21 protein-coding genes are annotated in these 26,391 nt (G+C 62.9%); 9 read left to right on the top strand and 12 right to left on the bottom strand.

Features of this window, described 5'->3' with window-relative positions:
• The first annotated feature begins 12 nt into the window (after positions 1 to 12).
• Genes ACFWXH_RS27530 through ACFWXH_RS27520 form a run of 3 tightly spaced genes read left to right on the top strand, consistent with a single transcriptional unit; the run spans position 13 to position 3,054 of the window.
• A complete protein-coding gene (locus ACFWXH_RS27530; RefSeq protein WP_379124612.1) occupies positions 13 to 1,107 on the top strand; it encodes an ABC transporter ATP-binding protein in 1,095 nt (364 codons plus the stop codon).
• Between the two features lie 5 nt (positions 1,108 to 1,112).
• On the top strand, positions 1,113 to 2,060 hold the full coding sequence (locus tag ACFWXH_RS27525; RefSeq protein WP_379124611.1) for an N-acetylglucosamine kinase: 948 nt from the start codon (positions 1,113 to 1,115) through the stop codon (positions 2,058 to 2,060).
• A gap of 1 nt (position 2,061) precedes the next feature.
• Complete coding sequence (locus ACFWXH_RS27520) at positions 2,062 to 3,054, top strand: SIS domain-containing protein (RefSeq protein WP_379124610.1); 993 nt, start codon at positions 2,062 to 2,064, stop codon at positions 3,052 to 3,054.
• Between the two features lie 102 nt (positions 3,055 to 3,156).
• Here ACFWXH_RS27520 and ACFWXH_RS27515 read toward each other — a convergent pair whose 3' ends face one another.
• Positions 3,157 to 3,852 carry a DUF899 family protein gene (locus tag ACFWXH_RS27515; RefSeq protein ID WP_379124609.1) on the bottom strand — a complete coding sequence of 232 codons (696 nt, stop codon included), beginning with the start codon at positions 3,850 to 3,852 and terminating at the stop codon, positions 3,157 to 3,159.
• A 326-nt stretch (positions 3,853 to 4,178) separates the two neighbouring features.
• On the opposite strand from ACFWXH_RS27515, the gene ACFWXH_RS27510 reads away from it, so the two are divergent.
• The 3 genes from ACFWXH_RS27510 to ACFWXH_RS27500 all read left to right on the top strand — a co-directional run bounded on the left by ACFWXH_RS27510 (position 4,179) and on the right by ACFWXH_RS27500 (position 8,476).
• Positions 4,179 to 4,706 (top strand): hypothetical protein, encoded by a 528-nt coding sequence (locus tag ACFWXH_RS27510; RefSeq protein ID WP_379124608.1) that lies wholly within the window; start codon positions 4,179 to 4,181, stop codon positions 4,704 to 4,706.
• Positions 4,707 to 4,874: 168 nt separating this feature from the next.
• Complete coding sequence (locus ACFWXH_RS27505) at positions 4,875 to 7,022, top strand: FAD-dependent oxidoreductase (RefSeq protein WP_379124607.1); 2,148 nt, start codon at positions 4,875 to 4,877, stop codon at positions 7,020 to 7,022.
• The gene (locus ACFWXH_RS27500) at positions 6,938 to 8,476 is read left to right on the top strand and encodes a trimethylamine methyltransferase family protein (protein ID WP_379124606.1); all 1,539 of its coding nucleotides are present in this window, start codon (positions 6,938 to 6,940) and stop codon (positions 8,474 to 8,476) included. Before ACFWXH_RS27505 ends, ACFWXH_RS27500 begins: the two co-directional genes overlap by 85 nt.
• Positions 8,477 to 8,522: 46 nt before the next feature.
• Here ACFWXH_RS27500 and ACFWXH_RS27495 read toward each other — a convergent pair whose 3' ends face one another.
• From ACFWXH_RS27495 to ACFWXH_RS27445, 11 genes are all read right to left on the bottom strand, one after another.
• A complete protein-coding gene (locus ACFWXH_RS27495; protein WP_379124605.1) occupies positions 8,523 to 9,200 on the bottom strand; it encodes a TetR/AcrR family transcriptional regulator in 678 nt (225 codons plus the stop codon).
• A 146-nt stretch (positions 9,201 to 9,346) separates the two neighbouring features.
• Complete coding sequence (locus tag ACFWXH_RS27490) at positions 9,347 to 10,909, bottom strand: ABC transporter substrate-binding protein (RefSeq protein ID WP_379124604.1); 1,563 nt, start codon at positions 10,907 to 10,909, stop codon at positions 9,347 to 9,349.
• Complete coding sequence (locus tag ACFWXH_RS27485; RefSeq protein WP_379124603.1) at positions 10,906 to 11,940, bottom strand: oligopeptide/dipeptide ABC transporter ATP-binding protein; 1,035 nt, start codon at positions 11,938 to 11,940, stop codon at positions 10,906 to 10,908. The genes ACFWXH_RS27490 and ACFWXH_RS27485 overlap by 4 nt, the downstream gene beginning before the upstream one ends.
• Entirely contained in the window at positions 11,937 to 12,902 is a 966-nt protein-coding gene (locus ACFWXH_RS27480) for an ABC transporter ATP-binding protein (protein ID WP_379124602.1), read from the bottom strand. Before ACFWXH_RS27480 ends, ACFWXH_RS27485 begins: the two co-directional genes overlap by 4 nt.
• On the bottom strand, positions 12,899 to 13,786 hold the full coding sequence (locus tag ACFWXH_RS27475; protein ID WP_379124601.1) for an ABC transporter permease: 888 nt from the start codon (positions 13,784 to 13,786) through the stop codon (positions 12,899 to 12,901). Before ACFWXH_RS27475 ends, ACFWXH_RS27480 begins: the two co-directional genes overlap by 4 nt.
• On the bottom strand, positions 13,770 to 14,720 hold the full coding sequence (locus ACFWXH_RS27470) for an ABC transporter permease (RefSeq protein WP_379124600.1): 951 nt from the start codon (positions 14,718 to 14,720) through the stop codon (positions 13,770 to 13,772). Before ACFWXH_RS27470 ends, ACFWXH_RS27475 begins: the two co-directional genes overlap by 17 nt.
• A 17-nt stretch (positions 14,721 to 14,737) precedes the next feature.
• Positions 14,738 to 16,747, bottom strand: coding sequence for a CocE/NonD family hydrolase (locus ACFWXH_RS27465; protein ID WP_379124599.1), 2,010 nt, complete (start codon positions 16,745 to 16,747; stop codon positions 14,738 to 14,740).
• 323 nt (positions 16,748 to 17,070) lie between these two features.
• Positions 17,071 to 19,149 carry a GMC family oxidoreductase gene (locus ACFWXH_RS27460; protein WP_379124598.1) on the bottom strand — a complete coding sequence of 693 codons (2,079 nt, stop codon included), beginning with the start codon at positions 19,147 to 19,149 and terminating at the stop codon, positions 17,071 to 17,073.
• A gap of 3 nt (positions 19,150 to 19,152) precedes the next feature.
• A complete protein-coding gene (locus ACFWXH_RS27455; protein WP_379124597.1) occupies positions 19,153 to 20,244 on the bottom strand; it encodes an ABC transporter ATP-binding protein in 1,092 nt (363 codons plus the stop codon).
• Between the two features lie 35 nt (positions 20,245 to 20,279).
• Complete coding sequence (locus ACFWXH_RS27450) at positions 20,280 to 21,773, bottom strand: M81 family metallopeptidase (RefSeq protein ID WP_379124596.1); 1,494 nt, start codon at positions 21,771 to 21,773, stop codon at positions 20,280 to 20,282.
• 36 nt (positions 21,774 to 21,809) lie between these two features.
• The gene (locus tag ACFWXH_RS27445; protein WP_379124595.1) at positions 21,810 to 22,970 is read right to left on the bottom strand and encodes an ROK family protein; all 1,161 of its coding nucleotides are present in this window, start codon (positions 22,968 to 22,970) and stop codon (positions 21,810 to 21,812) included.
• 296 nt (positions 22,971 to 23,266) lie between these two features.
• Between ACFWXH_RS27445 and ACFWXH_RS27440 the strand changes: the two genes are divergently transcribed.
• Genes ACFWXH_RS27440 through ACFWXH_RS27430 form a run of 3 tightly spaced genes read left to right on the top strand, consistent with a single transcriptional unit; the run spans position 23,267 to position 26,325 of the window.
• Positions 23,267 to 24,541 carry an ABC transporter substrate-binding protein gene (locus ACFWXH_RS27440; RefSeq protein ID WP_082407445.1) on the top strand — a complete coding sequence of 425 codons (1,275 nt, stop codon included), beginning with the start codon at positions 23,267 to 23,269 and terminating at the stop codon, positions 24,539 to 24,541.
• Between the two features lie 57 nt (positions 24,542 to 24,598).
• The gene (locus tag ACFWXH_RS27435) at positions 24,599 to 25,504 is read left to right on the top strand and encodes a carbohydrate ABC transporter permease (RefSeq protein ID WP_379124594.1); all 906 of its coding nucleotides are present in this window, start codon (positions 24,599 to 24,601) and stop codon (positions 25,502 to 25,504) included.
• Positions 25,504 to 26,325 (top strand): carbohydrate ABC transporter permease, encoded by an 822-nt coding sequence (locus ACFWXH_RS27430; protein ID WP_379124593.1) that lies wholly within the window; start codon positions 25,504 to 25,506, stop codon positions 26,323 to 26,325. The genes ACFWXH_RS27435 and ACFWXH_RS27430 overlap by 1 nt, the downstream gene beginning before the upstream one ends.
• The last annotated feature ends 66 nt before the right edge of the window (positions 26,326 to 26,391 follow it).

Raw genomic sequence — 26,391 nt, 5'->3', positions numbered from 1 at the left:
GAGAAAAAGATCATGGCTGAACTCGAAATCAAATCCGTCTCGAAGTCCTTCGGCTCCGTCGAGGTCCTGCGTGACATCAATCTAAAGATAGCCTCCGGCGAATTCATCGTCTTCGTCGGCCCTTCCGGCTGTGGGAAGTCGACGCTTCTTCGCACCATCACCGGACTGGAGATCGAGACCTCCGGCGACATCTCCATCGATGGCAAGCGCGTCAACGACGTCGATCCTGCCCGGCGGGGAACCGCCATGGTGTTCCAGTCCTATGCGCTCTACCCGCATATGACGGTCGCCGAGAATATGGGGTTCGGGCTCAAGATGGCCGGCGAGCCGAAAGCCATCATCCGCGAGAAGGTAGGCCAGGCGGCGGCGATCCTGCGCCTGGAGAAATTGCTCGACCGCCGCCCGGCGCAATTGTCCGGTGGCCAGAAGCAGCGTGTCGCCATCGGCCGCGCCATCGTGCGCAACCCGAAGGTCTTCCTGTTCGACGAGCCGCTGTCGAACCTCGACGCCGAATTGCGCGTCAACATGCGCGCCGAACTGATCGACCTTCATCGTCGTCTCGGCGCGACGATGATCTATGTCACGCACGATCAGGTCGAGGCGATGACATTGGCCGACCGCATCGTCGTGTTGAACGGTGGTGTCGTGCAGCAGTTCGGCCGGCCGCTCGATCTCTATGACGATCCCGACAATCGTTTCGTTGCCGGCTTCATCGGTTCGCCCAAGATGAACTTCCTGGATGCGGTGGTTCTGGAAACCGGACCCGGCCACGTGACCCTGGGCAAGCTCGGCGGCAGCGATCGCAGCCTGCGGCTCGCCTTCCAGGGCTTCGACCCATCCATCAAGGAGGTGGTGGTGGGCATACGCCCCGAACATGCGCGCCTCGGCGAAAGCGGTCCCGATACGGTGCCGGTCAGCGTCGGCTTTGCAGAAGAGCTCGGCGACGTCACCTATCTCCACGGCAAGACGCCCGGGCGCAGCCCCATGATCATCCGCAGCGACAAGGGACGCTTCAGCGGCCAGACCGACTGCAACGTCGCGTTGGATCCTGCGGGCATACGGTTATTCGATGCCGACGGCCGTCGCCTGCGCGCAGACGGGAACTGACCACGATGTCCTTTGCTCAGGTGGAAGCACTGGCTCCGCAAGCCAGTGTGGTGGGGATCGATATCGGTGGGACGAAGACGCATCTGCGATTGCGTCACGATAGCCGTGAGCGCGATCTGGTGCTGCAAACCAGCGACTGGCGCTGCCGGGAATGGCAGCGCGATGCGCATAGCCTCACCGAACTGGTCGAGCGCTTCGTCGAGGGCGTGACGATCGCTGCCATCGGCATCGGGGCGCATGGCTGCGACGACAAGCTCGAATGCGAGGCGTTCGAGGCCGCCTTCAAGACAGCAACGCCCATTCCGGTTCGGGTGGTCAACGATGCCGAGCTCATGCCGGCGGCCTTTGGACTTGAACGGCAGATCGGAGTCGTCTCAGGAACCGGTTCCATCGCGGTCTGCCGTACCGATGACGGCGACATGCTCGTCGCCGGCGGGTGGGGCTGGATCATTGGCGACGAAGGCAGTGCCGCAAGCCTGATGCGCGAGGCGGCCCGCACTGTCGCGTTGCACCTCGACCGTGGCGGGTCGCCGGACGATCCATTGGTCCGTCACCTTTTCCGCGAGCTCGAGATTCCGTCGGCTGCGCGGATCGGCAGCCGGCTGGCCGGTCTTGGCAGCGCCAAGGAGGTCGGCCGGCACGCCGCGCTCATCTTCGATGCCGCAGACGAAGGTTCTGTGCCGGCCGAGACGGTGATCCGGGAAGGCGGGTTCGCGCTGGCCGATCTGGTTTCGCGCCTGCGCTTGCGCGGATCGAAAGCTGACACCGTTGTCGCTGGCGGAAGCGTGATCGCATCGCAGCCGCGGCTGTGGGAAGCATTCCGGGCGGGCGTCGAGGCGATCGGCGGGCCGGCGCTCACCCTGCATCTCCATCGGAGCGCGCCGGTCGAAGGCGCGATGGTTCTGGCCGACAGGCTGGCTGCCCAGCAGACATCAAGCACGAAAGGACATTGAGATGAGTTACCGTTCCACCGTCGCGCGGCAATCCGAGTCGCTTGGCGACACATTGATCGCCGCGAAGGCGGAACTGGCCACCAAGGATCTGAAGGCGCTGGCATCCGGCCTGACCGTCGTCACCGGCATCGGCGCGAGCTATGCGGCAGCCGTCGTCGTGGCCGCGGAATTGCAGCGCCGTGGACAACGCGCCTTCGCTGTGCGCTCCGGCGAGATGATGGCCGGTTATGACATTGCCGATACGGTGATTGCGCTGTCGCATCGCGGCCGCAGCATCGAGACCGTCGAGGCCCTGCAGAAGCTGCCGAAGGCGAGAAGCCTCGCCATCACCAACGATCCGGACAGCCCCCTGGCTAAGGCCGCTACCCATCACATCCGCCTCGACAACGGTTCGGACGCGACACCGTCGAGCACCGGCTATACGGCCACGCTTCTCGCCGCCGGCCTCGCAGTCGACGCCATCCATGGCGACAGCGGCACCGATTGGGCGGCTCTTCCAGGCACGACCGCCGAGGTTCAGCGCCGCGCTGCCGAGAAGATGCCGCGCCTTGCCGGGTTTTTCAGAGATCGCAGCGCGATCGATTGCGTCGGCGCCGGTGCCTCGATCGGAACCGCGGATGGCGCCTCGCTTCTACTGCGCGAGGCGGCGCGGCTTCCCGCGTCGGGCTACGAGACGCGCCATTATCTGCATGGGCCGATGGAATCGATGGATGCCGCAACCGGCGTTGTTCTGTTCGGCGATGGCCGTGAACTGCCGCTTGCCGAAAATCTCGATGCGATCGAGTGCCCGGCGGCGCTGGTCACTTCCAGGACCGATGTCCAGGACAAAGGCAAGTTGTCCGTGATTCATGTTCCGGCGAGCGAGAACCTGATCCTGCGCGGCATCATCGACATCCTGCCGGCGCAGATCCTCGCGGCCGAACTGTCGGACGCCGCGGGCCTGACCGACGTCAAGTTCCGCTACAAGCAGAGTGACACCAAGATCGCGAGTTAAGGTTCGGCGCCAGCCATCGTTCCGCGAACGGACAGGTGGCTGGCGTTCGACAAGTCGCCTCGTTGTCGTTCCACGTATGACGGCAGGGCGGAGTGCGTCAGGTCAGTAATATTCCAACCTGGGATACCATTTGTCGCCGCGTCCTTCAGGGGTGAGGTCAAGTGCGGACCATAACGGCGCAAAATCCGGGCCCCCACGCGGATCCTTGCCGGCGTCGGCCATCTCGCCCGTCATTTCACCCTTCCAGAACAGTCTGACGCCGTCGTCGGACTTCTGAAACACCGCCATCACCGGATATTCCCAACCATTGGCCGGATCGAGGCCGCCGAAATCGAGAGCATAGCTATCTCCGACCGTCTGGTGGAACTGCAGGTGATGCCAGCCGCGTTCCCTGGCGAACGCAACCTGCCGCTCCACGGGACTGCGCCCAAGAATGGCCAGCGCCACGCGCTGTTTCAGATCATTGGCGTTTGCGTCCAAGGGCCCGAGCAGGTTGGTGCACATCGGACAAGGCCGCTCCCGCTCTGGACCATACATCCAGAAATAGGTGACAAGTGTCTGCTTGTCGCCGAACAGGTCGGCAAGACCGACCTCTGTGCCGTTCACATCCTTGAATCGATAGTCCTTCTCGACAGCCGGGCCCGGCGGAAGCTTTCGACGTTGCTCGGCCACGCCGTCGATACGCCGCTGCAGTTCGATTTCTTCCGCCAGCAGTTTTCGCCGCGCCTGCGCGTAGTCCTCCGATTCTCCGGGCCAGGGTTTGCGCTTCGTTGCCTGCTCCATTGATGAGGTAGACATGCTGCTGCACCTCCGGGATCGCTACGTTTCATGTGGAAGCACCTGGCTGCGGATGGCCAGCTTCCGGTGTCTGGAGGATAAAACGTATCCACTGCGCGGGGCGTTCCAACGCTCCTGCCCGTTCTTGCCAGCGACGACGAGCGAAGCGGATTCGTGAAAAACGTCTGCAGCGGTTCAGGTCTCCGGACCTATTGGATTGTCTTTCCCCGGACCCGATTCTCCCTTTCGGGGAGACATGCTTTATTTATGCATGCGATGCCGCCGCTCATCAGAGGACGCGGCGGCTGCTTCGAACAGAGTTTTCTACGCGGCGGAAGGAGTTCGTCATGGCCGAAAACCCGAGTGAGAGAGGGCAGATGCAGGGTGCTGCACGTGACGACAGCGGTGATGATCCCCGTGTCGCGTTCATCTTTCAAGAAGCAATCAGAGGACTGACGCAACAACAAGCCCTCGTGGAGAATATGAACACACGCGCTGGAAGCCTGATCTTCGCGACCGCATTTGCGAGTTCGCTGCTCGGCGGCCGGGCTTTGGCGGACGGCGTCGGTCCGTGGGATTGGCTTGCCGTTGCCTTGCTGTTCTGCATCGGCGCCCTGGTTGTCTTCCTGCTCTGGCCTTACCACAAATATACATTCCGCTTCGATCCCGAGGAACTGCTCAGCCAATATGTCGACGGAGACAGAGCGGCGACCATGTCGGTCATGCATCGTGCGCTTGCCCTTCGGATCAAAGCGGACATGGCGGACAACTGGCGGATTATCCAACGGCTTCGCGTTGCGCTGCAGATCGCTCTGATTTTCCTGCTGATGAATATCCTCGCCTGGCTCTTCGCGATCGTTCAGATCGGTCGGTAGCCGGACGATTATCCCGCCGGAGCCGCCTCACCCTGCGACAGCCAGGGGGAGTCTCCAACTCCTCATGCAACCGAAATGGCGCGCTCTTCCCGCGGGGCATTGCGTTTCGTCAATCGCGCGAATATGCTTGTTGTACGATCGTTCAATAAGCATATTCGTGAACCCCTGATGCGCTGCAATCCCCGCTACGAAATCCTCTTTGAACCGGTCAGGATCGGCCCGGTCACCGCGCCGAACCGATTCTACCAGACGCCGCACGCGACCGGCATGGGTTATCAGAAGCCCTTCAGCGGCGCCGCTTTGCGCGGCATCAAGGCCGAAGGCGGCTGGGGTGTGGTCTCGACCGAATATTGCTCGATCCATCCGAGTTCCGACGATTCGCCGTTCGGCTTTCTCACATTGTGGGACGAGGACGATGTCCGCGACCTGGCGCGCACCGCCGATGCCATCCACGCCCATGGCAGCCTGGCGGCGATCGAGCTGTGGCATGGTGGCGCTCATACCAACAATCGGCTGACGCGCGAGCAATTGCTCGCGCCGTCGGCGCAGTCGGCGAAATTCGTTCAGCCCGGTGGCGCGCGTGCCATGGACCGGCAGGACATCGCCGATTTTCGCCGCTGGCAGCGCGAAGCGGCGATCCGCGCGCGGCGGGCGGGGTTCGACATCGTCTATTGTTATGCAGGGCATGACTATCTGCCGTTCCAGTTCCTGTCGCGGCGCACCAATCGCCGCACCGACGAATATGGCGGAGCGCTCGAGAACCGCGTACGCCTGCTGCGCGAAATGATCGAGGATACCAAGGACGCCGTCGGCGACACCTGCGCGGTGGCGGTGCGGCTGGCGGTCGATGAGCTGCACGGCTCGCATGGCATCACATCTGAGGGCGAAGGTCGCGAAGTCGTCGAGATGCTGGCCGAACTGCCCGACCTTTGGGACGTCAATGTTGCCGGATCGCTCGGCAATGACTCCAAATCGTCGCGCTTCAGCCCCGAAGGTTTCCAGGAGGACCATGTCGGCTTCGTCAAGCGCGTGACGACCAAACCGGTGGTCAGTGTCGGACGCTTCACGTCGCCGGATACGATGGCAGGCCAGATCCGGCGCGGCATACAGGATTTCATCGGCGCCGCCCGTCCGTCGATTGCCGATCCGTTCCTGCCGAAGAAGATCCTGGAGGGCCGCGAGGACGAAATCCGCGAGTGCATCGGCTGTAATATCTGCCGTGCGGCCAACAATGAAAGCGTGCCGTTGCGCTGCACGCAGAACCCGACGATCGGCGAGGAGTGGCGGCGCGGCTGGCATCCCGAGCGGATCGCCGGCAGCGGTTCGCAGGCACGCGTGCTGGTGGTCGGGGCGGGCCCGGCCGGGCTCGAATGCGCGTTGACGCTTGGCCGGCGCGGCTATGGCGTGATGTTGGCAGAGGCCGGCAACACGCTCGGCGGCCGCGTTTCGCGCGAGGCGACGCTGCCTGGGTTGGCCGCATGGGCGCGGGTTCGCGATCACCGCCTGCACATGCTGGGCAAACAGCCGTCGGTCGAAATCTATCCCGGCAGTCGGCTAGGCGCCGAGGACGTGCTGTCGCTCGGCGTCGACCATGTCGTGCTGGCGACCGGCAGTTCCTGGCGCCGTGACGGCATCGGCGCCAGCGTCGAAATGCCGGTACCGATGGCGGCGTCGGCGTCGATCCTGACACCGGACGACATTTTCGACGGTGCCGCAGTGAAGGGTCCGGTGCTGGTCTATGACGACGAGCACTATTTCATGGGCGGTGCGCTGGCGGAAAAACTTCGCCTCGCCGGTCACGCTGTGACCATCGCCACGACGCTGCCAGTGCTGTCGAGCTGGACGCAGATGACCGACGAGCAGTTCTTCGTCCAGAAGCAACTGATGGAAGCCGGCATCGATCTGCTGCTGTCCCATAATCTGGCTTCGGTGGCCGACGGCGTTGCCGATTTCGCCTGCGCCTACACAGGCCGGATCACGCGCCGCGATTTCGGCGCGCTGGTGCTGGTGACCGGGCGCATCGCCGAAACGGCGCTGTTCGATGCGCTTTCCGCTGCAACAGACGCGCACGGCGACATCCCGTCTATCACGCGGATTGGCGATTGCCTGGCGCCGGCCTCGATCGCCGATGCGGTTCACGCAGGCCATAAATTCGCTCGCCATCTCGACCTGCCGGCGGAGGCAACCGTCCCGCTGCGCGAGCGCCCCTCCTTCGCCACTGGAGACAAGCCATGGAACGCAGTACAGCCCGTCGCAGGCCCGGCCGCCCGCAGCGTGAAATCGGCGGCATCGCGCAGCGTCCGTGGAAGCAGCTGACACGGCCCTATGCGCCGATCGAGGTGCTGTCGGCCGACCAGGTCCAGTCGATCCACGAGATGGGCCTCACCATCCTCGAAGAGATCGGCATGCGGGTGCTGCAGCCGCAGGCGCGCCAGCTCTATCGCGCCGCCGGCGCCGATGTCGACAATGGCGAGATGCGCGTGCGCTTCGACCGCGCCATGGTCATGGAGCGAATTGCGACAGCACCGTCGTCATTCGAGTTGCGCGCCCGCAATCCGGAAAGGAACGTCAAGGTCGGCGGCCGGCACTGCATCCTGTCGTCGGTCGGCGGGCCGGCCTATGTCATGGACAATGATCGCGGCCGCCGCCCTGGCACCTATGCCGAGATGTGCGATTATCTCAAGCTGATCCAGTCGTTCAACGTGCTGCATCAGGAGGGCGGCGGACCGTTCGAGCCGCTCGACCTGCACCAGAACACGCGCCATCTCGACCTCTATTATGCCGAGATCACCTTGCTCGACAAAAACTGGCAGCCGCAGGCGCTCGGCCGCGGCCGCGCCATCGACGCGCTGGAAATGGTCGCCATCTCGCTCGGCACGACGCGCGAGAACCTCGCAGGCGAGATGCCGGTGTTCACCGGCATCATCAACACGAATTCACCGCTGCAGCTCGACGAGCCGATGGCTGAAGGGCTGATCACGCTGGCCGAACATGGCCAGGTCAATGTCATCACGCCGTTCACGCTGGCCGGCGCGATGAGCCCGGTGACGCTCGCCGGCGCGCTGTCGCAGCAGCATGCGGAGGCGCTGGCCGGGATCACGCTGACCCAAATCGTGCGCCCCGGCGTGCCGGTGATGTATGGCGGCTTCACGTCCAATGTCGACATGAAGACCGGCGCCCCGGCTTTCGGCACGCCCGAATACACGCAGGCCGCGCAGATCACCGGCCAGCTCTGCCGGCTGATCGGCGTGCCTTTCAGGTCCAGCAATGTCACCGCGGCCAATTCGGTCGATGCCCAGGCCGCCTATGAAAGCGCCATGTCGCTGTGGGGCTGCCTGATGGGCGGCGCCAACCTGGTGCTGCATGCGGCAGGCTGGCTTGGCGGGGGGCTGACGGCATCGTTCGAGAAACTGGTCATCGACGCCGAGATGCTGCAGATGATGTCCGCCTATTTCGACCCGCCGGCGGTCGATATCGACGCACTGGCGCTGGAAGCCGTGCGCGAGGTCGGTCCGGCTGGCCATTTCTTCGGCGCGGCGCACACGATGCAGCGCTATGAGCGGGCATTCTATTCGCCGCTGGTTTCCAACTGGGACAACTACGACACCTGGATGGAACGCGGCCAGGTGACGGCACGCGAGCGCGCCAACGCTGTCTGGAAACGCATGGTGGCCGAATATGAGCAACCGCCGATCGATCCCGGCATCGACGAGGCGTTGCGCGACTACATGGAACGCCGCAAGCGCGAAGGCGGCTCGCCTCTGAATTAGAAAAGTGTCTGGCGGTTTTCCGTTCGGAATTGCGAAAAACAAAGAGTTAGTCGCGTAGCGGCCCGACCTGCGCTTCGAGAATTTCAAAACCTGCGGCTTCCGCTGCCTGCGGCGTCACCACGCTTTCGTCGAGACACCATTCGAGCCAGAGCCCATCGACCAGCGCGATGAAATTGCGCGCGAGGGCCGGTGCGTCGACATTCCTGCGCCGCGTCGTAGCGACGGCGGCAATGTCTTCGGCAAGTTCCGCCCGGTAGGCATCGTAGAGCTCGCTATGCGCTGCCTTGAGGCGCGGATTGACGGCGATCTCTCCCCAAAGCGACAGCCAGATCAAAAGGTTCTCGCGGCTGAAATACTCCGGCGAGAAATTGGAGCGCACCAGGGCGGCCAGCGATGCCTCGGGCGGCCAGTCGGACGCTTCGGCGCGGCGGCGCTTGGCCTCGGCGATCTGGTTGTTGACGCTGGCATAGAGCGAGGATTTGTAGACCTCGACCAACAGCCCGTCGCGGCCTTCGAAATGATGGTTGATCAGACCGCGCGAAACACCAGCCTCCTTGCAGATGCGATCGACGGTGAAGGCGCCGATGCCACCGACAGAGAGGCAGCGGGTCGCCGCTTCGATCAGCATGGCGCGGCGCACATCCGCCTGTTCGCGGCTGAAGCGCGGTAGCGTTTTCTTCGCGCCGCGCTTGCGCTTGGCAATTGCTGGCTGTGTTTCGCTCATGCAATCCAACTAGAGCGGCATGCGATGACGTTGAATCGGCATTCCGCTCTATCCCTTTGTTTTAGCGCATGATCTTTGTCCGAAAAGTCTGCAGCTTTTCGGGATCATGCTCTAATCGATCGTCACCGAACTGTCCACGGAGGCGATCAGGCCTTCTTCCTGAACAGAACCGGATTGGGGTGACCGTCCGGATAGATGACCGGCTCGAAATCTGTCCTGTGGATGGCAACCAGGGGCTGGTGGCAGATGAAGACGAAGCCTCCGGATTCCTCCATCAGATCCTCCATGCGATTGGACAACGCGATGCGCTTGGCCTGATCGCTTTCCGCCGTCAGCTTCTGGTAGGAGGTTTCGAATTCGGGGCTGTCGAAACCGGACCAATTGTAGGCCCCGATCTGATCGGGACGGAACCACACCAGGTTTTCGGAGGGGTCTACGCCACCGGCGAAATCCATCAGCGCAAGGTCGATGTTCTTGTAGCCGTCGCCCTGCGTCTTGTCGCCAACGCCCCAATAGGCCGCCTCGTCATAGGGCTGGATCTCGACCTTGATGCCGGCCTGCTCGAGGCTGGCCTGGATGATCTGCGCGGTCGCCGCGCGGATGGAATCGTTCATGACGGTCAGGGTCAGCGACAGGTCGCTGACACCGGCTTCGGCGAGCAGCGCCGCGGATTTCTCATAGTCGGGTGCCGCGATCAGATTGCTGGCGCGCGCGAATTTGGTGCCGGGCTGAACGACGCCGGTGGAGCGTTTGGCAAGGTCGTCATAGACCCCCGTCAGGACCTGGCTGACATCGACGCCATACTGCACCGCCTGGCGCACCTTGAGATCTTTGAGGCGCGGGCTGAGCATATTGATCGTCAGCCAGACATACCGGGTCGACTGCGCCTCGATGACCGTCGTTTTGGCGGGCGGACTTGCCTTGACCGCCTTGGCCGCGGAGGTGGTGATCTTGGTGTAGTCGAAGGCCTCGGCTTCATAGGCCAGCTGTGCGGCCTGATCGTCGGCGACGATATAGATCTCGACCTTGCCGAAATCCGGCTTCGGTCCCGGCCAGTCCGGATTGGCGGTCAGCGTCACTTTCTGCTTCTGCTGCCAGTCGCTGAGGATGTAAGGACCGCAGCTCGCCGGTGGTTCGGTGGTGAACTTGCCGCCGGCCTTTTCGGTGCCGGCTCGGCTGATGATGTGTCCGCCATAGTAGGGCAGGCTGGTCACGAAGATCGGCTGGTACGGGTCCTTCAGATGGATGATGCCGTTGCGGGCGTCGACGACCTCGACGCGGTCGAGCTTCTCGAACTGGTAGGCCCAGGGCGATGACAGGGTTTTGTCGGCGATGCGCTCGAATGAGAACTTCACGTCCTCGGCGGTGACCGCACCGAGCCCGTTCGACCACTTCAGCCCGTCGATCAAGGTGAAGGCGATGGTCTTCGGATCTCTCTGTTCGAGTTTCTCCGCTCCCCACAACGACCAGGGCGAGCCTTCCCTCAGATCGCCGAAGCGGTTCAGCGACACATAGATGCCGCGCATGATGACATCCTCGATGCCGCCATTCATGAAGGCCGGATCGAGCGTCTGCAGGTCGCCTTCCATGCGGATGCGCAGCGTATCGCCGGCCGCCGACCAGGCGAAGCCGGGCTTCATCGCCATGCCGATGCCCAGCGCACCGGCTGCTTTCAGAAACGCGCGCCTGTCGATGTTCCAATGCGTCATCTCGTTTTCCCCTTTTTGTTGGTGGAAGCGCGTGAGAAGGCTTCCTTTTCTTGCCCGCTTGTCTCCAGCGGGAAATGGCAGCGCACCATGCGGCCGGCGCCGACCTCTCGGTAGGCCGGCGCCTCGGCGCCGCAGCGCGGCTGGGCGACTGGGCAGCGCGTGTGGAACTCGCATCCGGAAGGTCGCCGGAGCACGCTCGGGATCTCGCCGCTGACCGCCGGGCCATGGCTGCGCCGGCGCGGATCGGGCAGCGGCTCGGATTGGATGAGCGTTGCCGTGTAAGGGTGCAGCGGGGCCGAAAACACCTCCTGTGTCGGTCCCGTCTCGACCAGCCGGCCGAGATACATGATGGCGAGACGATCGCTGACGTGGCGGATCATCGCCAGGTTGTGGGTTACGATCATGGCGGCAAAACCGAGCTGGCGCTTCAACTCGCCGATCAGGTTGAGCACGTCGCCCTGCACCGAGACATCGAGACCGGCCGTCGGCTCATCGGCAAGCAGCAGACGTGGTTTCATCGCCAGCGCCCGGGCGACGCCGACCCGCCGCGCCTGTCCGCCCGACAATTCGTGCGGAAAGCGGTCGGCGAAGGACGAGGGAAGGCCCACCAGCGAAAGCAATGCCGTGGCGGCGGCGCGGCGGTCGGGCGTCGGCACACCCTGGATGATCTGCGGTTCGCTGAGCAGCGTGCTGATGCGCAGGCGCGGACTGAGCGACGCGATCGGGTCCTGGAACATCATCGCCGAGCGCCGGCGCATGGCGCGGAAATCGGCCGGCGTGGCCACGTCCTTGCCTTCGAACGCGATGCGGCCGGCGGTGGCGCGAACGAGGCCAAGGATGCTGCGGGCAAGGGTCGTTTTGCCGGAGCCGGATTCGCCGACCAATCCAAGCGTCTCGGCGGGCATCAGCGACAGCGTCACGCGATCGATGACGTTGAAGCCGGGCAGGGGTTCCAGTTCGATCAGGCGGTCGAGCAGGCCCTTGCGGACAAAACTGACCGACAGGTCCTCGACGGTCAGAAGCGGGTTCATGAGCTCACCGCATGACAACGGGCGATATGCGAGGCGGAAAGCTTCACCAGCGGCGGCGCGACTGTGCCGCATGATGCCAAGGCGCGGTCGCAGCGCGGCGCATAGACACATCCGCACGGCGGCTGAGTGAGGTTCGGCAGCATGCCCGGGATGGTCGGCAACCTGTCGAGCTTCTGCTGAAAACGTGCCGGGTCGCAGGCGAGCAGCGCCTGCGTGTAAGGGTGCGTGGCGTCGTGGAAGATCGCATCGACCTCGCCGCTCTCGACCACCTCGCCGGCATACATGACATAGACGCGGTCGCAGAGCTCGGCGATGACGCCGAGATGATGCGACACGATGATGATGATGCCGTTGTAGTCACGCCTGAGTTCGCGCAGCAGATGGATGATCTGCGCTTCCATCGTCACATCGAGCGCCGTCGTCGGCTCGTCTGCGATGAGAAGGCCGGGGTCGGTCAGCAGCGCCGCGGCGATCGCCACGCGCTGTCGCATGCCGCCCGACAATTCATGCGGATAGCTGTGCATGCGCCGCTCGGCATCCGAGATGCCGACGCGGCCGAGCATCGCGGCGATCCGCGCCCGCTTCTCGGCGCGGCCGAGGTCCTTGCGGTGGTGCTGGAAGTCGACGAGCTGGTCGCCGATGGTCAGCACCGGGTTGAACGCCGTCATGGGATCCTGGCTTACCAGCGCGATCTCATCGCCGCGCAGCAGGCGCTGGCGATGGGCGTCGAGCTTCGCCAGCTCGATGCCGTTCCAGGAAATGGAGCCGTCGATCCTTGCGTTGACCGGCAGCAGGTTGGCCATGGCGGTGACCAGCGTGGACTTGCCGCAACCGCTCTCGCCGACGATGCCGATGACTTCGCCGGGATGCGCCTCGATGTCGACATGGCGCAGGGCATGCACGCTGCCGCCCGGTGTTTCGTAGCGGACGCTGAGATTGCTGGCGGCAAGCGATCCGCTCATGCCGGCCTCCGCAATTGCAGGCGCGGGTCGAGATAGTCGCGCAGGCCTTCGCCGAGGAAGGTGAAGCCGAGCGTGGCGAGCACCAGCGGCATGCCACCGAAGATGACCATGAATGGCGCCGAGCGGATGCTGGTGTAGCCGTCATAGAGGATCGAGCCCCAGGACGGCGTCGGAGGGCGGACGCCGAGGCCGAGGAAGCTGAGACCGGCCTCGACCATGATCACGACCGGAATGTCCATCGACAGAAGGATGATCAGCGGCCCGACGACGTTGGGCAACAGATGGATGAAGATGATGCGCGCCGCGCTCGCGTCGAGCAGGCGCTCGGCCAGGATGTAATCGCTGTTCTTCAATGCCAGTGTCTGCGCCCGGATCAGCCTGGCATAGCTCGGGAACGAGGTCGCGGCGATGACGATGATCAGCGTGCCTGTGCCGGCGCCGAGCACGGTGATGATGGCGAGCGCAAACATGATCATCGGCAGCGAATTCAGGCTGTCGAAGGTCAGCACCAGGATGGCGTCGAGCCAGCGTGGTCCATAGCCGGCAATCAAGCCGAGCAGCAGGCCGATCGCGCCTGCGATGAGAACGGACATGATGGCGATCGTCAGTGCGGTGCGTGCGCCGTAGATGATGCGTGACAGAAGATCGCGGCCGAGATGATCCGTGCCGAGCCAGTGCGCGCTCGAAGGCGGCTGCAGCTTGTGCAGCACGTCGATCTTGACCGGCGAATAGGGCGCCAGCCACGGTGCGAACGTGGCGGTGAGGAGGAAACCGGCAACGAGGACAAGCGCCACGCAGGTGAATGGGTCGGCGAGCAGGGCACGCAGCAGCGGAAATCGTTGTCGGTCTGGCATTGAGACCGAAGCGTCAGCCACGGAAGACATCGCGGACCCTCGGATCGAGCCGTGCGATCAGGAGATCGGCGGCTATGGTGATGGAAACGTAGATAGCCGTCATGACCAGAACCGTGCCCATGACGACGGGATAGTTGCGGGTGTTGACGGCGTCGGTGATCAGCTTGCCGATACCGGGACGGGCAAACACCGCCTCGACGAAGACCGCGCTGGAGAGGATGCTGCCGAGGCCCACCGCGACCAGCGAAATGGTCGGGATGATGGCGATGCGCAACGCGTATTTGGAGACGATCTTCCATTCCGGCAGGCCGAAGGAACGGGCCGTGCGGATATACGGTTCGCCCATCACCTCCATCATCGAAGCGCGCACCATGCGCGCGATATAGCCGATCCAGCCGAGCGCGATGGCGAGCGCCGGCAAGACCAGCGCCCTGGCCTGACTGGCGATGTCACCGGCCTCACCCGCTCCGATCGCCGGCAGCCAGCGCAGCGTCACCGCAAACACCAGCAGCGAATAGATGGCAACGACGAAGGATGGCACGGCGATGACGCCGACCGAGAGCACGCCGATGACGGCATCGGCAACGGTGCCGCGCCGCATCACCGACAGGCAACCGAGCGGCACGCCGATGACAAGAGCGGCGGCAAGCGCGGTGAGCCCGAGGATCAGCGTGTTCGGCAGCGCCTCCATGACCAGGGTGGAGACGGGCCGGTTCGACCAGACGTCGTAGCCGAGATTGCCCGTCAAGGCGTTGCGGAAGAATTCCACGATCTGCCACCAGATCGGCTGGTCGAGCCCCATGCGCTCGATCAGCAGCCGCTTCAGCTCCGGTGTGGCGCGGGGGCCCAGCGCCACGCTTGCCGGATCGCCCGGTACGAGAAAGACGGCCGCATACATGGCGACCATGACGAGAACGAGGATCAGGAGGCCGAGACCGATGCGCTTGATTGCGTATGCGAGCATGCTCCCCTCCCGTTTCCTCAGGCGAAATCGCGCCTGATACGCCGCGTCGCCGAAGCACTGTGCACGAGCTTGCCTCGTTCTCGCGCCTCGATGCGCCAGCTCAGGTTGAAATGTGTCTCGTCGGCTGTCAGTTCAGTGCGTGCCGTCGCCTCGGTGTCGGCATCGGCGCTGGCTATGGCCCAACGGTATTCGGTGACGAGCTTCGCCGACAGCGGATCGTCGGCGCGGATGCTCATCGTGTCGCTGTTGGCCGAGGACATCGTGATGTTGCGATCGTCATAGCGCCTGCGGCCATGGTCGGACGTCAATGCAATGGTCTGCAGGCCATCGCCGACATCATCCGTGACGATGCGGCGGTCGAAGCCTTCGTCGAACGTCGTTGTGGGAACGGGAGGCGCCGTCTCGGCCGGTTCGAATCGCACATCGCGGTCGCGCGGCGATGGCGGACGCACCGGAAGCGTCAGCATGCTTTGGCCGCCTGCAACCGACAGCGTCGACAGTTTCGGCTGCGGCCACAGGATCGGCCAGTGCTGATTGGCGAGTGCCAGCCGGATGCGATGGCCTTTGGGCACCGTGCGGGCAAAATCGTTGAGCTTCAGCCGTACCGGGAAAGGCGTTCCGACGGGACAGGGCGCGGGATGCTCATGGCTGTCACGATGGCTGAGGTTGAGCACGCCATAGGTCATCAGCGCCGAGGTGCCGTCAGGATAGACGTCGCACAGCCGGACGGCGAGATTGGCATGGGGCTGATCGACGGTGACGAGCAGATCCAGTTCCGGCGCGCCAAGCAGGGTCAGATCGCCGTCGAGCGGCGCGGTGTCGAAGCAGAGCGCCAGGCTGTCCTCGCGCCGTTGGTCGATCGGCATGTCGGGGCAACTGCCGCCATAGCCGCCCCAGCGGCCGCAGTCGCGTCCGGCGGTCGCCGGCGAGCGCACGGAAAGCATGCCGTCGGGCACGGCCTCGTGGCTCAATCCACCGGCATTCAGATGCAGCCGGCGACGTTCGATGCGCGGCGACGGCCATTGGTCCTCTGCCACCCAACTGCCGGAATGATCGGGCAGGTAGAAAGGTTGCGGCCGCTCCTCGCCGGTGACCCACACACGGTAGAGCGGTTCGGCCATGATGCCGGTTTCCTCGCCGCACAGCCAGTGACGCCACCAGCGCAATGCTTCCTGCAGATAGCCGATCAGCGGGCCCGGCGCGCCGCGGCAAGGATAGACATGCGACCACGGCCCGACGATGCCGAGCTTGGGTCCCGGCAGGTGTTCGAGCAGGCGCGGCACGAAATTCGAGTAGCTGTCCTCCCAGCCGCAGACGGCCATGACGGCGCATTCGATCGCGGCATAGTCCTCGCAGACCGAACCCTGCCGCCAATAGTCGTCGCGACGCTGGTGCGCGAGCCAGATCTCCGACAGCGAGCTGGTGGCGGCGAGGCGGCGCTCCCACATGGCGCGCCAGGCGTCACCCACGATCTGCTGATCAGGCGCCATGGCATTCTTCACCAGCATGAAGTTCGACCACATCTCCTGCTCGGTCAGAAGCGCGCCGCCCATGTAGTGGATGTCGTCGCTGTAGCGGTCGTCCGAGGCGCAGAGTGTGATGATGGCCTTCAATGCGGGTGGGCAGCGCGCGGCGACCTGGAGCGCATTGAAGCCGCCCCAGGAAATGCCGGTCATGCCCACATTGCCATTGCACCAGGATTGCGCTGCGAGATAGGCGATGATCTCGCAGGCGTCCTCCTGCTCACGAGGCAGATATTCATCCGCGAGATCGCCGTCGGAATCGCCGCTACCACGAATGTCGATGCGTGCGCAGGCGATGCCGTGGCCGGCGAGATAAGGGTGGATATCGATATCACGCGCCACCGTGCCGTCGCGGCGGCGGTAGGGCACCATCTCGACGACCACGGGGACCTGGGCTTCCGTTCGGGGACGCCACAGGGTGACGGCAATACGCGTGCCGTCGGAGAGCGCAATCCATAGCGGATCGAAGGTGTCCACAGCGAAGGGAAAGTCGGTTCGCACCATTGCGCGCACTCGCAGATTTCTCTTGTTGAACGTTCGTACAACAAGAGAAATAACAGTGCAATCCTGCTTCTCATTTTTTGAGCCTGACGCGGACCCTGATCATTAAGAAGGAACAGAGGTGCGCCGCGTTCGTGAAGGCGACATGTACCGCTGGAGATTGCAGATCACCGGGATGACCAGTAGCAGCGCGCCGTCCGAATAAATTTTGTAGCCCGAGGTCCGCTACCGTTTATCCCCTTGATTGGAAGAGCCTGTATTGGCTCTTGAATTCGGGGTGTCGAACCTTAGGATCGATCCATCTCGCCAGGTGAAGGTCGCGGTGTTTACAGGCGTCTATTTATATGGTCTGCCGATCTGAACGCTAACGCCATGATCGTCAGAACCGGATTGAAGCCGCCATTGGTGGGGTGCAGCGCGGCGTCCGCGACAAAGAGATTTTCGTGACCCCAGACCCGTCCGTAGGGATCGGTGACGGATCGCTTGGGGTCCACGCCCATGCGGCAGGTCCCGGCCTGATGCTGATAAGCAGACAGGCGAGGGGGTGGCGCGTATCCCCACACCTGTGAAGCGCCGGAAGCCTTCAGCCATTGTTTCGCGCGATCGAGTAGAAGGCTGGCGGCCTTTTGTGTTTCCGGATGAACGACACCGGCGAGCCGGGCCACTTTCCTTCCCCACTTGTCGGTTACCCGGGCGTCGAGCGTCACCCGACAATCCGGTGACGGGATTTCGTGGACGGGGCCTTTCACCTGCGTGACGCGACGGTAATTCCTCCGCATGAAATCGTGCGCGCCCTGACCCCAGCGCGGAAGGTCCGGCGGCAGCGCCTGATCCCAGAAAATCACCGGCGGGATGATAAAATCGTCGGCGAGGATGGCGCCACCGATGATGCCGGGGTTGTCATGGACGTAAGCGGTGGTGGCGATGGTCACACCCGGACCGCGGTCGGCATAGACGTTTTCGTCGAACAGTCCGAACGCGGTCGGGTAAGTGTGCCCTTGCAGGTGGCGTCCGACATGACCCGAATTGTTGCCTATGCCATCCGGTTCCTCGCTTGTCGCCGACAGGAGCAGAAGCCTGGCAGTTTCGATCGCGCCGGCGGACAGCACGACAATCCCGGATCGCACTTCGCGCCGGACAATCCCCGACTCCCCGTCATCCCAGGCGAGCGCGACGCCAGTCACGCGTCCTGCCGCGTCGGTCACAATTCGTTCTGCCGTCGTCTCGGCGACGATTGTGAGATTGCCGCTGGCCAGCGCGCGCGGAAGGATCGTGTTCTGCGTTCCGTTCTTGGCGTCGGACGGACAGGGGAAGCCAACGCAGGTTCCGCATTCGATGCAGGCGTCGCGGCCGGCGCGCGGCATTGAATTGATAAGAAGCGGCGGAGCGAAGGTTTCGATCGACAGCGCCTCAGCGCCGCGCGCCAGCACCCTGGAGCTTTCATAGCGGGGCAAGGGAGGCATCGGCAGCGAGCGGTTGCGCCAGGGCTCGTGCGGCAGCCGTCCCTGATGTCCGCTGACGCCGATTTCATTTTCGGCCATCTCATACCATGGCTCGAGATCGTCATAACCGATGGGCCAGTCCACCAAAGACGAATTTGCCGGCACGCCGTATTTGCTGGCCATGCGAAAGTCATCGGGATGGAAGCGCCAGGCGAGCCCTCCATAGATAAACGTGCCACTGCCGAGACAGGCTGCATTGTTGCCGAACTCGACCATATGCGGCTCTGCCAGCTCTTCGGTTCCATCCGGCCGCACAAGGACCCTGAACCCGTCTTCGAGATCCGGCCCGGTGTTGTGGCCGTAGACGGGGTGCCGATGGTTGCGCAGATGATCGCGGTGCCCGGCATTCAAGTAATCCAGACGCCGGCCTCGTTCCACGAGCAGCACCTTGCGCCCGGCGAGGGCAAGCTGCCCGGCCACGATTGCGCCGCCGGCGCCGGCGCCCACGACGATCGCGTCATAACGATCGTCGAAGCGCCGTTCGGGTTCAGGCGGCGGCGAAATTCTGGCTGGCCCGTCCGGGCCTTCGGGCATCCCGTGTCTGTAGCCGACTTCGTGCCACGACAACCCGCCCGGGTTCCCGCCATTGGCGGGATTCGCGTAGATGGCTTCCGCCGACCATCGGCACAGCGCGACGAACCACGGGACGTCCTGCACGTCCGTCAACAGGTGGCACAGTGCGGTTTCGTCCAACTCTGCAAGCGGCGTCCCGTGCAATTGCTCCGAACGCTCTCCGAGCGATTGCAAGCCGGCCTCTATGGCAACAACGACATCAGGCCCTTTTGCTTCGCGAATACGCGTGCCGACATAGGCCGGCGTGTTCATCGCCACCGACCCTAGGACCGGGTCCGGCGCAATGGCGGCCAGTACGCGCAGGAAATCGGGCCGGGACAGCAATCGCATCGACTATCCGAGGACTCTATCGCTCGCCGGATCGATCAGGTGAATCTTCGACATGTCTACGTTCAACGTCAACGGCGTGTTCGCCTTCAGGCCCGGAATCGGCATGAGCCGCGAAACAACGTCGAGGCCGGCAATCTTGAAGTGCGCCAGCGTATCCATCCCGAGGGGCTCCACCAGCGCGGTTTCGATTTTCAGCGTGTCGCGTCCTTCCTTCGCAACGACACTGAAATGTTCTGGCCTGACGCCGACCACCATGGCCTTGCCTGTGTGCGGGCGGAACAGTTCGGTCCGAGTCCCGGGGACGGACAGAGTCTGGTTGTCGGGGAGCCGTATGCTTATCTCTTTTTCGTCGGCCACGATCGTCGCATCGAAGAAATTCATGCCTGGAGAGCCGATGAATCCGGCGACGAAGCGTGTCGCCGGATTGCTGTAGAGTTCCTCGGGCGGCGCGATCTGCTCGATCCGCCCCTTGTTCATGACGACCACCCGGTCGGCGAGGGTCATGGCCTCGATCTGGTCATGGGTCACGTAGACGGTCGTTGTGGGGATACGGGAGTGGAGTTCCTTGATCTCGGTGCGCATCTGCACTCGAAGCTTGGCGTCGAGGTTGGAGAGAGGCTCGTCGAACAGAAACACGGACGGATTGCGGATAAGCGCGCGGCCCATCGCCACGCGCTGGCGCTGTCCCCCCGAGAGCTGGCGGGGTTTGCGGCCGAGCAAATCCTGAAGGCCGAGGATTTCGGCGGTGCGCTTCAAGCGTTCGTCGATCTCGGCCTTGCCGGTTTTTCGAAGCCGCAGTCCGAACGTGATGTTGTCGGCGACGCTGAGATGCGGATAGAGCGCATAGTTCTGGAAGACCATCGCGATGTCGCGTTCGCCCGGCTGCAGGTCATTGACGCGCTTGCCATCGATCATCACCTGACCGCTGGAAATAGTCTCGAGGCCGGCGATCATTCGCAAGGTCGTCGACTTGCCGCAACCCGACGGACCCACGAGCACGATGAACTCGCCGTCAGCGATATCCAGATCGATATCGTGGATCGTGACGAACGCCTCGTATGACTTCCTGAGTTTTTCAAGTGTTACGCTGGCCATCTGCGTCTTCCTTTTCTCGTGGTGGCCTCAACGGATCAGGCTGTGTCGCCATAGAGCGCTTGCTCGGGCGACCATTCAAAATCGCGGTCGAGTGGCCAGGTCGGGCGAGGGAGCTGCTTCCATTCGAGCTTCGTCATGTCGAGCTGAGAGGTTCCGTCGCTCAAAAGCAGGATGTGCCGCGCGGCCACATCCTCCAGCTGTGGATGCAGGTATCCGAGCTTGACGACATAGACCTTGTGGTTCTGTGGATCGATGCCCATGGCCGCGAAATGGCCGGGAGTCGTGACGCCGATGGGTTGTGCATGGAAGGTGGCAACGACGCTTCCGATGCGAACCTTCGCCCACGCCGCTTCCTTGGAACGATAGGGCTGGAACCCGCCGAGCTCCAGCCATTCTCCGCTGGCCTCGACGACAGCCTTGACAGTTCTGTGGGTCCGGGGGCGTGACAGATGCTCCGAGCCCAGCACGATCTCCACTTCTGCGCCAACACCGGCTGACAAGAGCCTCTCGACCGTTTGCGGGGCTGTGATCCCGGCGACCACGATGTCCGGGCTCGACGGCATATCCAGCGCGGCCTGCAGAACAGTCGTCAAGTCTCCGGCGGCGCCCGCGGTCGTATTGTCGCCGGAGTCGGAAACGAAGACAGGGGCCTCGGCCGTCTCCACCGCGAGCTTCAGGCCCTCGGCGATCCCGGATGTCTCCATCTTCGGGATAAATTCGGTGTGCTTGCGCCAGACGCTGCGCGCCAGCGCGATCGCCTGTTCCCTGGCGACGGCGGCGTCGTCCTCGGCGACGGCAAAGGCCGTGAGGCTTGTCCACGGCCTGTCGTTCCATGCGAAACCGACAAGAATATTGGCTTCCATCATTCCCGGAACGCGGTCGAAGCCGGGCAGGCTTCCATAAAGCTCGCCGCCAGGCTCCTGCGTGGTGATCGCCGTCTCGCCGGGAACGAGCATCGGAACGCTGACGGCGACTTTCTTGGGCTTCAGGCCCTTCTCCAGCACCGTGATCAATTGATCGGCCGCCCGATAACCGGTTTCACGGTCGTCGCGATGCGGCGCGGTTCTGAGGACGGAAAACACCGTCGCCGCGGACAGGAGTTCCGGTGTCATGTCGCCATGCAGATCCAGCGCAACGCCGAGAGGGATATCGGGGCCCACGAGGTCGCGAATGGCGCAGATGAAGTCGGTGTCCGCGTCGACGCCAAGCCCCTCGACCTCAAGCGCGCCGTGATTGGCGACGAGAACGCCGTCGAAAGGACCGTTTTCCTCCAGAAGCTGGAGAGTCCTCGATTTGACCGCTCCGTATGCGTTGCCTGTCATGGCGCCGCCTGGCAGTGCAGTGACCCAATAAAGCGGAACCGCCTCTAACGCAGCGCTTTCGGCAAGCCTCGCCAGCATGCCGCGCACCATCCACAGGTCGCCATCGCGCATCTCCTGCGCGGAATATTCTTGCAGGAGCTCCTTGCCGGTCTGGATGGGAGAAGACAACATGACCTCGATGGAAAGACCGACGATGGCTATACGCATTGTGAAACCTTGATGAGTAAGGGAATTTGGCGCCCGTCACTTGAAGACGTGAGGACCGTCGAGGCTGGTGACGCCATCGAGCGCTATGGCGACGCCGCCCAGCAAGGGCATGCCTTCCGATATCTTGGAAAACTGGACGGTGCTGCGCGAGTACATCGCCGGATGGGCGAGGCGTATCAGCGCCCGCTGCATGGACGCGCCGAGATAGGCCTTTGCACGGGACAGATTGCCGCCGAGCAGAACGACAGGCGGATTGAAGACATTGATGAGGCTCGAAACCGCGGACCCCAGAACCTCGCCGGCATGATCGAGAACGTTCAGAATGATCTCGTCGCCGCCTTCCGCTCCTTCCAGGATGCACGAAAAGTCGGCGGGGGCCTTGCCACCCAGCCGCTCGATCTCATGCAACAGGGCGGGCTCCGAGAGGTAAGCGGAAAGACAGCCGGACGCTCCGCAGGAGCAGAACCGTCCCTGGGGCACAACCTTTATGTGCCCGAGTTCGCCGGCGAGACCGTCTGCGCCGCCATAGATCTTGCCGTCGAGAAAGAGCGCACCGCCGACACCCGAGCCGGAGAAGAGGTAGATGAAATCGTCGATATCGGTGCAGGCCCCGAACATGCGCTCGGCCATCGCAGCCGCTTTGCCGTCGTTTCCGACGAATACCGGAGCGTCGGTGACCGACTGGAGATGCGCCAGTATGTCGACGTCCCGCCATCCGAGAACAGGCACGTGAACCAGCGTGCCGTCGCTGTTGACGAGGCCGGGCAGGGACACCCCGAGGCCGAGCACCGGAGCGCTCGAACCGGAAGCCTCGACCACCGCCGCGACGCCGCGCTTCAGAAATTGCGGAATGCCGCCGAGGTCACCGTCGAACGGTTCGATTTTTGACGTCAATATGGAGCCGTCCAGGCTGCACACGACAAAGCCCACGGCATCGGCTTCGATCTCCACACCCACGAGAAGCCCCGACGCGGGGGAAATGAGCAACCCCTCCGACGGTCGTCCGCGGCGGTTGGCGTCAGGCTTACTCTGCCGTTCTATCAGTCCCATCTCTGTGAATTTCGAGACGATCGAGGAAACGACGGATTTGTCGAAACCTGTCTGCTCGATGATTTCACGCTGGGAAATCAACGGGATAAGCCTGATCCGATGGAATATTGCGTTGGCGTGATAGCGCCGCAGGTAGGAACGATCCATTGGTGTATCTTTTTCTATTTAACAGAAAAATAGTTGGAAATATGGCTGACGGTCAAGCTAAAAAAGCGAAGCTTCACAGCCGGCGCAAATAGCGGCCATTTCGGAGGATTTTCTTTAATCATTTGAAATTAAACGTACTTATGCCGATTTTCGCGTGGTCCTGGATATTTTCTTTTCAGATTTGTCAGCGGCCACGCGCTGGCTGTGTTGACAAGGCCCGTCTCCGTGTCGCAGTATTTTTCTTGTAAGAAGATTATTTAAGGCGCTCGAGGGGCGCGCAATGGTGAGGTCCGGTCATGAGTAAATCCACTTTTCTTGGCGCGATGGCGTTGACGGCCCTGTTGGGCTCATCCGCCTATGCGCAGGACAATTTCGAGGTATGGCACTACTACGCGGCAGGTTCCGAACTTGCCGGCATGAACGCGCTTATCGACTACAGCAATAGCCAAGCGAAGGACGCGAAATTCACCGGCGTCGTCGTTCCGGGCAACGTCGTCGAGTTGCGCCGCCAACTGCAGACAGCGTTTCTCGGTGGCCGCCCGCCGGCAGCCTATCAAAGCTCGATGGCCTTCGAGCTCAAAGCCTTTGTGGATGGCGGCCGCCTGCATCCGATCCCGGACGTCTGGGAACAGATCAAGGGGGACGAGATTTTTCCCGCCGGCGTGCAAAGGGTCGTGAAGATCGGCGGCCAGCCTTACGGTGTCCCGTTCGATCTCTCATTGATCAACAACGTCTTCTACAACGTCAAGCTCTTCAAGGAGCTGGGGCTTGAGGTGCCGACCGACTGGGACAGCTTCGCAAAGGCCTGCTCCGCCCTTTCCAAGGCGGGATACCAGCCGCTCGGGAATGCAGGCGGCACGTTCTGGAGCCTTTACAACTTCTATTCCCCGCTTGTTTCGATCGTGGGCGAGGAAGGCTACTACAAGATCGCACGCGGCGAGTTGGGCTTCGACAGCCCGGAATTTTCCAAGGCTCTCGATCTCTATCGCGACAAGATGATCCCCTGTTACGCCAAGAACTGGAGTGGTAAGACCTGGACGCAGACCGCCGACGATGTCGTGAACGGCTCGACGGGCATGTTCATGATGGGAGCATGGGTCGCCGCCTATTTCGAACAAGCAGGCTTCAAGGGCGGCGAGGGTTTCGATCTCTTCCAGGCGCCCGGCACAGTCGGCAAGTCGGTCTTCCAGATGGATGTGCTGGCCGTTCCCGCCGGCCCCGAGGCGACGATAGCCGCGGCCAACCAGTTCCTCGTCGCCGCCGCATCGCCGGAGGGGCAGGCGGCCTTCGCGGTGCCGAAGGGCTCGCTCGCACCCAATGTGAAAGTGGACGCTTCGGTCTATAACTATGCCGGCGCGAAGCTGGCCAAGCAGTTTTCCGACGCTTCGGCGAAAGACGCCGTCCTGCCGAACCTCTTCTTCCTCCTGCCCACCGCACTGGGAACAGAACTCGGCAACCAGATCCAGCGTTTCGCCATAGATCCCTCGGATGCCACGAAGGCCGAGGTGATCTCGACTCTTGAGGGGCTTCGCCAGGAAGCGTTGGCCAACAAGGCCTTCATAGCTTGGTAAGAGTCGTGGAGCGGCTCGCGAGGAGCCGCTCCTATTTTTGGCATCGAAGGGTCCGGCATGATTCCGCGCGAATGGATTCCCAACCGTACAACGCGTACGCATCTGGCGTTTCTCGCGCTGCCCGTGGCCTTGTTCGCGACGTTCTATGTCTATCCGATCATCTCAAGCGTCTATCTGTCGATGCACAGCTGGGACGGCTTCTCGCCGGACATGCGCTGGGTCGGCCTGCAAAACTACAAGACGCTGCTCGCCCAGCCCCGCTTCTTCAACGCCGTCCTGAACAACATAGCCTGGGTCGCGTTCATGCTCATTGTCCCCACGGGCATTGGCCTCATGCTCGCCGCCATCCTCGATCGTGGCATCCGCGGCGAAAGCGTCTACAGGATAATATTCTTTCTGCCCTTCACCATCCCCGCCGTCGCCGTGGCCGCCATATGGCGCTGGATGTATGAGCCGACAAACGGACTGATCACCACAGTGCTCGATCTCGCCGGCCTGGGCTGGGCGGCACAGAACTGGCTGGGCGACCCCGCGGTCGTCAATGCTTCGCTGATGGGTGCGGTCGCCTGGTGGACGACAGGTTTCGCATTCCTCGTTTTCTTCGCCGGGTTGCGCAATATTCCAACTGAATGCATCGAGGCGGCGCGCATCGAGGGCGCCACGTCCTGGCAGATTTTCTGGCAAGTCAGCTTCCCGCTGCTCTGGCCATCCACCATCATCGTTCTCGGGATGTCGGCCATCGACGCCATGCGCCTGTTCGACATCGTCTGGGCGATGACGCAGGGCGGGCCTGCCTATTCGTCGGAGGTGCTGGCGACCCAGATGTACGATCTGGCGTTCGGCCGCTTCGAGATGGGCCGCGCCAGCGCCGTGTCGGTTTACCTGCTGCTGATCGCTGCCGTCGTGATCATGCCCTACATCCTCTACATGTCGAGCCGTGTGCAAGACAGCGAGGCCGAATAATGAGTGCCGCCTTGCAACAACGTCAGACCGCGCTGACCAGAACGGTCCTTGTCGTCTTCGCCGTGATCTTCATGGCGCCGCTCGTCATTGCCGTCCTGACATCCTTCAAGTCGCCTCCGGAACTGACCCAGGTGCTCTCCTTTCCGGACGAATTCTATTGGCAGAATTATTCGATCGCCTTCTCGCGGATGGGCCGCGGCCTGATCAATTCCATTGCGATCACCGTTCCAGCGGTCGCGCTTTCCATCCTGATCGGAGCGGTGGCCGGATATCCGCTCGCCTATATGCGAGGCGCAGGGGGGAAGTTCGTATATTTCATTCTGCTGACCGGCATGCTCGTGCCGTTCCAGATCGTACAGATCCCGCTCTTCTTCCTTGTCCAGGGACTTGGTCTGTACGACACCATCGCAGGAATGTGGCTCGTGCACACCGCTTATGCGGTTCCATTCTGCACCTTCTTCATGCGCAATTTCTTCGCCTCCGTTCCGCGCTCCATGTACGAGGCGGCGCTCATCGACGGGTGTGGTCCCGCCCGTTACTTCTGGAAGCTTCTGCTGCCCGCCTCGACCTCGGGCCTCGCGGCGCTTGCAATCATTCAAAGCCGGGCGATTTGGAACGACCTGCTGTTTGCGATAACGCTGACATCGAGCGATCAATCGCGCCCCGTCACCGTTCAGATCTCGGGCTTCGCGTCCAGTCTTCAGGTCGAATACGGGCCATTGATGGCGGGGACGCTCGTGTCGATTCTGCCGGTGATGGTTGCGTATCTCGTGTTCCAGAAATCCTTCGTGCGCGGCTTGCTCGGAGGCGCCGGTAAATAGATGGGCAGAATTTAGCCGCCGGGCGCGCTCTCATCGGGGGCGCCCCGGAAGCGCGGATCAGCGTGC

The sequence above is a fragment of the Mesorhizobium sp. NPDC059054 genome (assembly GCF_042739215.1).
GTDB lineage: Bacteria > Pseudomonadota > Alphaproteobacteria > Rhizobiales > Rhizobiaceae > Mesorhizobium.
Note: the sequence above shows the minus strand (reverse complement) of the source record. Positions and strands in the feature narration are given on the sequence as shown.